A 9,955-nucleotide genomic window follows, 5' to 3' on the forward strand; every position below is an offset into this window, starting at 1 on the left:
CCGCACAACCGAAAGCTCGTCAGGGGTCACCGCAACATCGAACTACTCAGACCGCCCCGATGACCCCACGACACGCCGACCTAACAAAGCGCTACTAGGCCGTGTCTTAGAACCTTGCCAGCGTGCGGAACTCATTACGGGCGCATGTGAGGATGCCCAAATGGACCAGACACTGAGTCGGCGGGCGGCCTCGGACGCGATCAGCGACCAGGGATGGCGGTACCTGCTAGGCGCGTTGCGCACGTCGGTCCCCGTCGGCTCACTGGTCCAGGCAACCGAGGTGGCGGCGCGCGTGGTGGCGGTGTGCGGTAGCGACGCCGATGGGCACCTACGCGCTGATATCCGGCCGGACCGGGTTGTCTTGACCCTGCAGTCGTGGGAAAAGGCGGCGCTCACCGCTTGCGATATCGACCTTGCGCATCGGCTATCCGCCGCGATGCGGGACGTCGGGCTACGGACGGAGCCTGAGATTGGTACGGGAGCGCCGCGGTCGGTCCAGCTCGTGGAGATGGCTATCGACGCGCTCGACATCGCAGCGGTCCGGCCGTTCTGGAAGGCCGTGCTGGGCTACACAGACGAGGCGGGAGCCGACGGTCCCAAGGATCCGATCGTCGACCCGGTCGGGCAGGGTCCGGCGATGTGGTTTCAGCAAATGGATCAGCCACGCCCGGACCGGAATCGCATCCACCTCGACATCTGTGTCCCGCACGACGAGGCACCACGGCGGATCGAAGCCGCGCTGACGGCCGGTGGCCGACTTGTATCCGCGTCCCATGCTCCCGCCTTCTGGGTTCTCGCCGATATCGAGGGTAACGAGGCTTGCGTGACGACCTGGCAGGGCCGAGACGACTCGTCGTGATCACTTGATGAGGAGTAGTTGTCAGGGAGCCACCGGAGCTACTGAGCATCAAGTGATCGAGGCGAGTCCGCCCCCACCGTCTCATCGAGAGGTGGGGGCGGACTCAGGTGGTGGTTCAGCTGCTGTACGCCTCCAACTCCCAGAGTGAGTGGCCGTATCCGGTGCCCCGGGCGGTGCCATAGATCCGCAGGTAGCGGCCGTTGGCACCGAGCGCGGTGTGCTCGTCCACGCCACCGTCGGCACCGGTCACCGTCTTCACGGTGGTCCAGGTGGTGCCGTCGTTAGAGGTCTGGATCTGGTACGCGCTGCTGTACGCCGCTTCCCAGCTCAGCTTGACCCGGCCGATCGCGGTGGCGCTGCCGAGGTCGACCCGGATCCACTGCGGGTCGGCGAACGTGCTCGACCAGCGGGTGGTGAGGCTGCCGTCGACCGCCTGGGCGCCGGTCACGTCGGCCCCCTCGTTGCTGGAGGTCGACGTCGGCTTGTTGAGCAGCAGGTTGCCGCCGGTCGGGGTACCGGTGCCGCCATACACCTCGAACTCGAACAGCGAGTAGCCCCAGGCGGTCCCCCTCGTGGTGCCGAGAAGCCGGATGTAGCGACCGGACCCGCTGAGCCCGGTCAGGTCGTCCACCCCGCCGTCACCGCCGGTCACCGTACGGATCGTGGTGAAGTTGACGCCGTCCGGCGAGGTTTGGATCTGGTACCCGCTGCCGTACGCCGCCTCCCAGGTCAGCTTGACCCGGTTGATGGCGTACGTGGCGCCGAGGTCCACGTCGATCCACTGCGGGTCACTGAACGCGCTGCTCCAACGGGTGCCGAGCGCACCGTCGAACGCATTGGACGCGACAAATGCACCCTCGAGACTGGAAGCTCGGGCGGGCTTGCCCTGGGCCAGGTTCCCGGTGGGCGGGTCTGGATCGGGGCCGGGGCCGCCGGGGCTGGCGGAGAGGGTGAACTCGTCGATGTCGAACCACGGGCCAGCGCCCTTGAAGACCAGGAACAGCGTCCGGGTACCGGTCAGGGCGGTGACCCCGCCGGTGACCGTGGCGAAATTGGCGTACCCGCCGGTGGGCACCACGGTGGCCGAGCCGACCAGCGGCCCGGTGGGCGAGTCGACCCGCAACTCCACCGTGCCGCCGCCCCCGGCCGGTGCGCCGACCCGGGCGCTGAACGACTGGACGCCGGTCAGGTTGTAGGGGCGGAACGAGATCCAGTCGTTGTTGTCGATGTAACCTACCGCCGCGCCGCCGTGCCCCGCCGCCCCGGCGACGATCTGGACACCTGACGAGTCACCGAAGTGCTCGGCCTGGCGTACGCGTGGTTGCAGCACCGCCTGGGTGTGCGTGGTCAGCGCCGGCTGACCGCCCCCACCGAGGTCGGTGTACTCGGCGTCGATGATGCCGAAGATGTTCGCCGCCGTGTCGTGCTCGCCGTCGGCCGAGGTCTGGATGACCCCGGTGCAGCCCTGCACACTGCCGAGCTGGTGGCCGTGCGAGTCGTGGCCGAGGACGTAGTTCACCTTGACCCGGGCGCAGTTGATCGCGCCGTCCTGGGCATCGGTGACGGTGACGGAGAACGGAATCGCGTCCCCGAAGTTGAAGGTCTGCCCGTTCAACGGGGTGTTCACGGTGACCACCGGGGCACTGTTGCCGACCGTGACGACCACGCTCGCGGTGGACGTCTTGCCGGTGGTGTCCCGGACCGTCAGCGTCGGGCTGCGGGTTCCGTTTGTGGTGTACGTGAAGCTCGGGTTCGCGGCGGTCGAGTCGGTGCTGCCGTTGTTGTCGAAGTCCCAGGCGTAGGTGAACGGGTCGCCGTCCGGGTCGAGGGTCCCGGCCGAGGAGAAGGCCACGGTCAGCGGCGCGGTGCCACTGGTCGGGGTGGCGGAGACCTTCGCGACGGGTGCGCGGCCCTCACGGGCGTACTCGATGCGGTAGAGCGCCGAGTTGGCGTCGCCGTTGAACCAGCCGGTGCCGTAGTCGAGCACGTAGAGCGCGCCGTCCGGCCCGAACTCCATGTCCATGACCTGGGTGCCGGTCCACGGGAACGGGTTGATCTTCAGTGGTTGGCCGGCCGAGTCGAGCTTGATGTTCTTGATCCAGCGGCGACCGAACTCACCGGCGAAGTAGGTCCCGTCGTAGTACTGGGGGAACGCCACCGGCGAGGTGTTGTTCGGGTCGTACCGGTAGACCGGCCCGCCCATCGGCGACAGGCCACCGCCGGTGAACTCCGGCGGCGAGCCGGAGCCGCCGTACGGCAACCAGGCCGGAATGGCCGGCGGCAGCTGGGTGATGCCGGTGTTGTTGGGCGAGTTGTTCACCGGCCCACCGGCGCAGTTGAACTTCGCTCCGGACGGCCCGGACGGGAATGTGTAGTCGTTGTAGGCGTCGTTGCGGGCGGTGCAGTACGGCCAGCCGTAGAAGCCGGGCCGGTCGATCCGGGCGAACTCGACGTTGCCCGCCGGCCCCCGGTTCGGGTCGGCGGTGCCCGCGTCGGGGCCGTAGTCGCCGAGGTAGACCACGCCGGTGGCCTTGTCCACGCTCATCCGGAACGGGTTGCGGAAGCCCATCGCGTAGACCTCCGGGCGGGTCCGCGCGGTGCCCGGGGCGAACATGTTGCCGGCCGGGATGGTGTAGCCGCCGGCCGCGCTCGGCTTGATCCGGAGGACCTTGCCGCGCAGGTCGTTGCTGTTCGCCGAGGTGCGCTGCGCGTCGAAGGCGGGGTTGCGCCCGGCCCGCTCGTCGATCGGGGTGAAGCCGGCCGAGTCGAACGGGTTGGTGTCGTCACCGGTGGACAGGTAGAGGTTGCCGGCCGCGTCGAAGTCCATGTCACCGCCGACGTGGCAGCACATGCCCCGGCTGGTCGGCACGTTCAGGATCAGCGTCTCGCTGGCCAGGTTGATGGTGTTGTCCGCGTTCACGGTGAACCGGGCCAACCGGTTGACGCCGTCCCAGACAGCGAACTGGGCCGGGGTGCCCTCGGCGGGCGCACCACCGCCGGGAGTGCTCAGTGGTGGCGCGAAGTACGCGTACACCCAGCGGTTGGTGGCGAAGTTCGGGTCGGCCTTGATGCCCTGCAGGCCCTCCTCGTCACCGGTGTAGACCGGCAGGGTGGCGGCGATCTTGGTGTTGCCGGCGGCGTCGGTGTGCCGGATCACGCCGTTGCGGGAGGTGTGCAGCACGCCGCGGTCCGGCAGGACGGTGAGGCTCATCGGTTCGCCGGTCTCGGCCGCACCCTTGGCCAGCTCCACCTGCTGGAAGCTGCTGGTCACGGTCGGGCCGCAGTCGGCGGTGACCTCGCCGGCGGCGGTCCGGATGCCACCGAGCAGGTGCTGACGGAAGTTCGCCTCCGTGTACGACGCGTCGGTGTGCCCGAGGCCGGTGTACCAGGCTCGACCGCCGGAGTAGTTCTGGCACCAGGAGATCGGGTGGTCGGCGCCCATGCTCCCGCCGGTGTAGGTGCTCTCGTCCAGGGTGGCCAGCACGTGCACGTTGCCCCGAGGGTTGGTGCGGTAGTTGTACAACTCGTCGAACCGGCTCCACCGTTGCGGCAGCGTCGCGGTGGACGGGTGCACCTGGTCGGCGACCTTGACGGTGACGGTCTGCTCGGCCGGGTGCGAGGCGAAGTACGCCCCGACCAGTCCGCCGTACCAGGGCCAGTCGTACTCGGTGTCGGAGGCGGAGTGCACGCCCACGTACCCGCCGCCGCCGGTGATGTAGCGCTCGAACGCGGCCTGCTGGGCGGCGTTGAGCACGTCGCCGGTGGTGGACAGCCAGATCACCGCGGCGAACCGGTCCAGGTTGGCGTCGGTGAACTGGGCGGCGTCCTCGGTGGCCTCGACGGTGAAGCCATTGGCAGCGCCGAGCTGCTGGATGGCCGCGATGCCCGGGGTGATGGATCCGTGCCGGAATCCGGCGGTCTTGCTGAAGACCAGCACGGTGAACGGTGCGGCGCTGGCCGTGGGTGGCGCGGCGACGATGCCGCCGGCCACGAGGATCGCGCTCAGCGTGACGCCGAGCCACGATCTCAGGGATCTGCGCACTGTAGGTCCTTTCGAGTACGAGGACGGCGTGCGCCGATCACGCCTGGCGGTGGGGAACGGTGCGAGGAATGTAAATGCATCGTTGCGTTTGGATCACGGGCGCGTCAAGCCCTTCCCGGACATCCGTGAGAGCGTTATCTCCGCAGGTCAGGGGCGACCGTACGGAGCAAGATCGAATAACGGTTTTCGGGCCACCATCCACAGCCAGAAAGGCCCTGACGCACGACGAAGATCGACGCCGTCGTGGCGGTTAGGGAAGGCTGGCCTACCCAAAATATCCCGTAAAGGAGAGGCTGATAGGGAGTTGTCCCGTCGAGGCCGGGTATGAGAATCGCCCGGCACCACCGACGGAAGAGAGATCGTCATGACTGACATGCTGGAGATGCCGCGGGTGCACGAGTGCACGGTCACCGACTGCGGCTACAACCACGACGGATGCCACGCGTTCGCCATCACCATCGGGCAGCAGAACGCCAACTGCGCCACGTTCATCGACACCTCGGCGAAGGGCGGGCTGGACCGCGTCATCGCCCAGGTCGGGGCCTGCAAACGCGCCGACTGCCAGCACAACGCCGAGCTGGAGTGCCACGCACCGTCCATCCGGGTGGGTCCGGGTCAGGACATCGCCGACTGCCAGACGTACCAGCCGAGCTGAGCCCGACGCGAACGCGGGTGGGGGACGGCCGTGACGGCGTTCCCCACGGCCTGCGGGGTCGGCAACGCTCAGCGGCCGCCCGCGACCAGCTCGGCGATCATCCCCTCGCAACTGCGGACCACGACCTGAGCCCCGCGCCGCTGCGCCAGCGGGAGCAGCGGATCCTCCGCCCGGTCCCGCCACCGCCACTGCGCCTCGGCGGCGACCTCCCAGAGCCGCCGCACATCGGCCTCATGCTCGACACCGAGCCGGGCCGCAAGGCCCACCCCGTCGCCACCGACCAGCCGCTGCGCCTCGGCGGCCAGCTCCGCGTCGAACCCCAGCCGGGTGTTGCGCAGCGCCACCAGCAGGCGCAGCTCCCGGAACTCGTGTGCACCGGCGAGGATCTGCTCCACCGCGCCGACCAGCTCGGCGGACCCCCGGGTGGGCTCGGCCCGCAGCAGCGCCTCGACCGCGGCCAGCGCGGAGCGGGCCTTGAGCGCGTCGCGGCGATCGATGAAACAACGCGTCACCGACTCACGCAGCTCGGTGAGACCGCTGCGCCGAATCAGCTCGGCGGAGAGCTTCACCCGACTGTCGAACCCGCTGCGCACCAGCGTGGCCGCCAGCCGCACACCGAAGACCCCGAACCGACCCAGCAGCGCGGCGCGCACCCCGGTCTCCAGCCGGACCGGCAGCTCGTCACGGAGGAAGCGGTCGGCGGAGATGAGGTGGGCGTCCAGCTCCGCCCGGGGCACCTGGGCCAGGGTCGCGAGCGCGGCGAAGTCCGACTCACCGAGCATCCGACCGGCCAGGCCGATCATTCCACTGCACGCCACGACGTTCACGCTGAGCGCGTTCACCCTCGGGTCGCGGTAGTGCCGCCGCGCGAGCTGGCGGGCCGTGAGCAGGCCGTCGATCCGGCCCCCGCCGGTCTCGTCGGCCCGGGACAGCACCATGATCACGTTGACCGGGGCGGACTGCCCCACGGCGCTGTCCCTTCCGGACTCCAGCACCCGAAGATCGCTGTCGCGGCCATCGCGGGTCAGGTACAACACCGCGTCCGAGTCCCGCAGGACCCGCTCCAACACCGGCACCCGACCCGGCTCGACGCTCCCGCCGACCGCCGGGGTGTCGATCAACGTGATCTGCCGCAGCGCCCGCGTCGGCCACCGCACCACGATGTCCCGCACGTCCCCCGCACCCCAGCCCAGATCCACCCGCAGCCCGGTCGCCGACTTCACCACCGCCAACTCCTGCGGCGGCTGACCGACCGGGTAGGCGGTGGCGTGCGGCGCGGCCCCGTCCTCGTACCAGGTGAAGGCACCGTCGGCCCGCTCGACCGGCGCGACCTCCTCGCCCATCAACGCGTTGAGCACCGTCGACTTACCCGATCGCCACGGGCCGGCGATGGCGATCCGCAACGGCTGCTCCAACCGGGCCACCTGATGCCGCAGCTCTGCGACGGCCCGGGGATTGTCCTGGTACAGCTCGATGGCCTGGTGCAGCAACCCCCAGGCCGCCTCATCCAGGCGCAGCCCCACCGTCATGCCTGCGGCTCCAGCAGCAGCGGGGCGGCGCGGGCGCCGGTCAACTGTTGAGCCTGCTCGTAGACCGCAGCCAACCGGGTCATCTTCAGCCTGATCTCGCGCTGCCGCTGCTCACGCACTGAGGCATCGGTGTCGGCCTCCTGCTTCGCGCTGCGGAACGACTGCACGATGGCCTCCTGAAGCTCCTCGGTCAGCCCGGTGAAGTGGTCGCGCAGCATCCGCTGCACCTGCCGGGTGGCGTCGCGGCAGTCGCGGATGATCCGGACGAAGACGTCGTCGACGTGCCGCTGGATGGCCGTCTTGACGGTCGCCTGGCGGCGACGGAGCAACTGCTTGCTCTCGTCGCGGATGCTCTTGCCGCCGAAGAGCGCCCCGATGCCGACCGAGACCGGGTTGATCATCGGCATCCCGGCCAGGGTGGTCGCCAGACCGAACATCAGCATGCCGCCGTAGGAGCCCTTCATGCCGGTGAACAGCTTCTGGCCGGTGGTGAACGGGTCGATCGTCGGCCGTTGCAGCTCCGGCAACCGCTCGCCGATGTCGTCCGGCATCGTCATCGACCAAGGCGGCAGCACGTCGTAGCCGTACCTGTCGAAGTGGGCGGCCACCCTCCGCGCGATCCAGTCGCAGCGCTGGATCAGCCACTCGTGGTTCGCCTCCGCCGCCTCCACCAGGCTGCGCTCCAGCCAGTCCTGGAAGGTGTCCCAGGCGACCAACGGATCGGCGGTGTCGAACGCCTCGTCCACCGTGCGCAGGATCTGTCGGGTCCGGTCGCGAAGGTCGTACTCGATGTCGGAGAGCAGGTCGGCGATCTCGTCGGTAAGCGTGTTCTGCCACCGGGTGGAGCACCGGCGCAGCTCGTCGACCTCGCGCTGCGCCGCGTGCAGCCGCGAGATCGGCCCGGACTGCTCCTCGGCCTCCTGGGTCGCCAACTCGGCGCGCAGCGGCGCGGCCAACTGCTCCACCACCGTCCGGGCCACCGTCTGCACCGCAGCCCTGGCCAGGTGGTCGGCCTTGCCGGCCAGGTCGCGTTGCAGCCGGGCGATCAGCGCGGGGAAACCGGACTCGGCGTTGAGGCCACGGTCGTCGGCCGCGGCGGCGCGCAGCCGCAGCGTCGCCGAGACCGGGATCAGGGTCGCCGGCACGCCGGCCTCGGCCAGGTGCTGCCGGTTGCGCTCAGCGACGGCACGCCAGTCGGCAACCAGATCGGTCTTGCTCTGCACCACGACCACGTTCGGGTGTGACCGCATGACGTGCAGCAGCATGTTCAGCTCGGCGACCGAGAGTTCGCGGGTGGAGTCCGAGACCAGCAGCACGGTGTCCGCGCGGGCGGGCGAGGCGATCGCGGCGGCGGCGCCGATACCGGCGACCTCGTCGGTGCCGGGAGTGTCCACCAGCACCAGTCCGGCACCGAGCAGGGCGCGCGGCAGTCCGATCTCGACGTACGCCGCGCCGCCCCCCGGCCGACGCCCGACCAGGCCGGCCACGCCCGCCGCGACCTGGTTGAGCGCCACCGGAGTCCGCTCGACGGTCACCGTGGTGGCGGTGCCGGCGGGGTGGCCCGGGGCCTGAGCCACCGCCGCGGTGGGGGCCTCGGCGTGCTGCACCACGGTCGGTAGGACGGTGGTGCGGCCATCGCCGACCGGGCAGGCCGGAGCGTTGATGATCGCGTTGATCAGCTGACTCTTGCCCTGGTTTGGCTCACCGATGACCAGGACACGCAACGTCGGGTCCAACAGTTGCGCGCGCTTCTGCCGCACCGTCTGGAGAAGGTCACCTCGACCGTGTGCAGTGCACGTGCGCGCGATCTCGTCCAGCACGTCCAACCAGATCCCGGCCATCACCGCACCAAGTGTGCGGATTTCGGCTCAATTATCAAGAGGGACCGGAAGTGGAACCGGGAAGGGCCGGATCGCCCGAGACGATCCGGCCCTCCGCTCCGACCGGAGATCCGGATCAGAGCAGGCCGCCGGTGATGCCCAGCAGCCCGTGATCGGACGAGGCGTGTGAGTCGCCGCCGAGCACACCATCGGTGACCCCGCCGGTCACGTCGCCGACCGTGTCGGTGACACCGGGGAGGAGGCTGTCCACCTGGTGCGTCACGCCGCCCACCGCCGACGGCACGTCGAGCGGCGGGACCACGCCGCCGACGACGCCGTCGCCGTGCCCGAGGCCCAGCCCGCCGAGGGTGTCGTCGACACCGAGGGAGCTGACGACCCCGCCGAGCTGACCGTGGGTGCCGGAGAGGACACCACCGGTCAGGTCGCCGCCGATCAAATTCGAGTCGGTGACGCCGAGCAGACCACTCGGGTCGCCGACCGTGCCGGTGACGTCCCCGAGCACCGGGTCCGCGATTGCGTCCACCGGCTGCACCACGTCGGCGTCGAGGGTGTGCGCCACGTCGGCGACACCGGCCAGGTCGCTGTCGAGGCCGTACGGGCCGACGCCCAGACCGACGCCCGGCAGCACGGTGACCCCGGCGGCGGCGGCCGACGGGTCGACCGCGATGGCGCCGAGCACGCCGGCCTTGACGTCCACGCCACCCGACGAGCTGGTGACGCTGATCTGCTGCGCCACGCTCTGCAACTGACCCACCACGTCGGTGGTGTCGGTGAGCAGCGGGTCCAGCCCGAGCTGCCCGACCGGCGAGGCCAGCGGCGCGAGGCCCGCCCCCGGCGCGTAGTCGACGACCAGCGGTACGACGTCCTGCACGTCGGCCGCGGTGATGTCGGTGAGCCCTGCGCCCCGCAGCGCACCCTCGGGGTCGAGGTCGAAGGCCGACCGCGCGTCCGGGTTCGTCAGTAGGTCGAGCACGAAGTCGTGGAGCGTCTGGTGCGAGTCCATGTGCCGGTTCTCCTCGGATGTGGCAT

Annotated in this window: 6 protein-coding genes; 2 read left to right on the forward strand and 4 right to left on the reverse strand. The window is 70.0% G+C overall.

Annotation, left to right across the window (positions count from 1 at the left end):
• The first annotated feature begins 160 nt into the window (after positions 1 to 160).
• Entirely contained in the window at positions 161 to 859 is a 699-nt protein-coding gene (locus tag IF46_RS0103585; protein WP_030486814.1) for a VOC family protein, read from the forward strand.
• Positions 860 to 974: 115 nt separating this feature from the next.
• Here the strand turns inward: IF46_RS0103585 and IF46_RS0103590 are convergent, their stop codons facing one another.
• Positions 975 to 4,901, reverse strand: coding sequence for a ThuA domain-containing protein (locus IF46_RS0103590; protein WP_030486815.1), 3,927 nt, complete (start codon positions 4,899 to 4,901; stop codon positions 975 to 977).
• A 364-nt stretch (positions 4,902 to 5,265) separates the two neighbouring features.
• Between IF46_RS0103590 and IF46_RS0103595 the strand changes: the two genes are divergently transcribed.
• Complete coding sequence (locus IF46_RS0103595; protein WP_030486816.1) at positions 5,266 to 5,556, forward strand: DUF1540 domain-containing protein; 291 nt, start codon at positions 5,266 to 5,268, stop codon at positions 5,554 to 5,556.
• A 68-nt stretch (positions 5,557 to 5,624) separates the two neighbouring features.
• On the opposite strand, the gene IF46_RS0103600 is transcribed toward IF46_RS0103595, so the two are convergent.
• The 3 genes from IF46_RS0103600 to IF46_RS33040 all read right to left on the reverse strand — a co-directional run bounded on the left by IF46_RS0103600 (position 5,625) and on the right by IF46_RS33040 (position 9,929).
• A complete protein-coding gene (locus IF46_RS0103600) occupies positions 5,625 to 7,085 on the reverse strand; it encodes a hypothetical protein (RefSeq protein WP_157562548.1) in 1,461 nt (486 codons plus the stop codon).
• On the reverse strand, positions 7,082 to 8,926 hold the full coding sequence (locus IF46_RS0103605; RefSeq protein WP_030486818.1) for a dynamin family protein: 1,845 nt from the start codon (positions 8,924 to 8,926) through the stop codon (positions 7,082 to 7,084). The genes IF46_RS0103600 and IF46_RS0103605 overlap by 4 nt, the downstream gene beginning before the upstream one ends.
• Positions 8,927 to 9,041: 115 nt before the next feature.
• A complete protein-coding gene (locus tag IF46_RS33040; protein WP_051723609.1) occupies positions 9,042 to 9,929 on the reverse strand; it encodes an IniB N-terminal domain-containing protein in 888 nt (295 codons plus the stop codon).
• Positions 9,930 to 9,955 lie beyond the last annotated feature (26 nt).

Origin of the sequence: Micromonospora chokoriensis (assembly GCF_000718555.1) — a bacterium.
GTDB lineage: Bacteria > Actinomycetota > Actinomycetes > Mycobacteriales > Micromonosporaceae > Micromonospora > Micromonospora chokoriensis_B.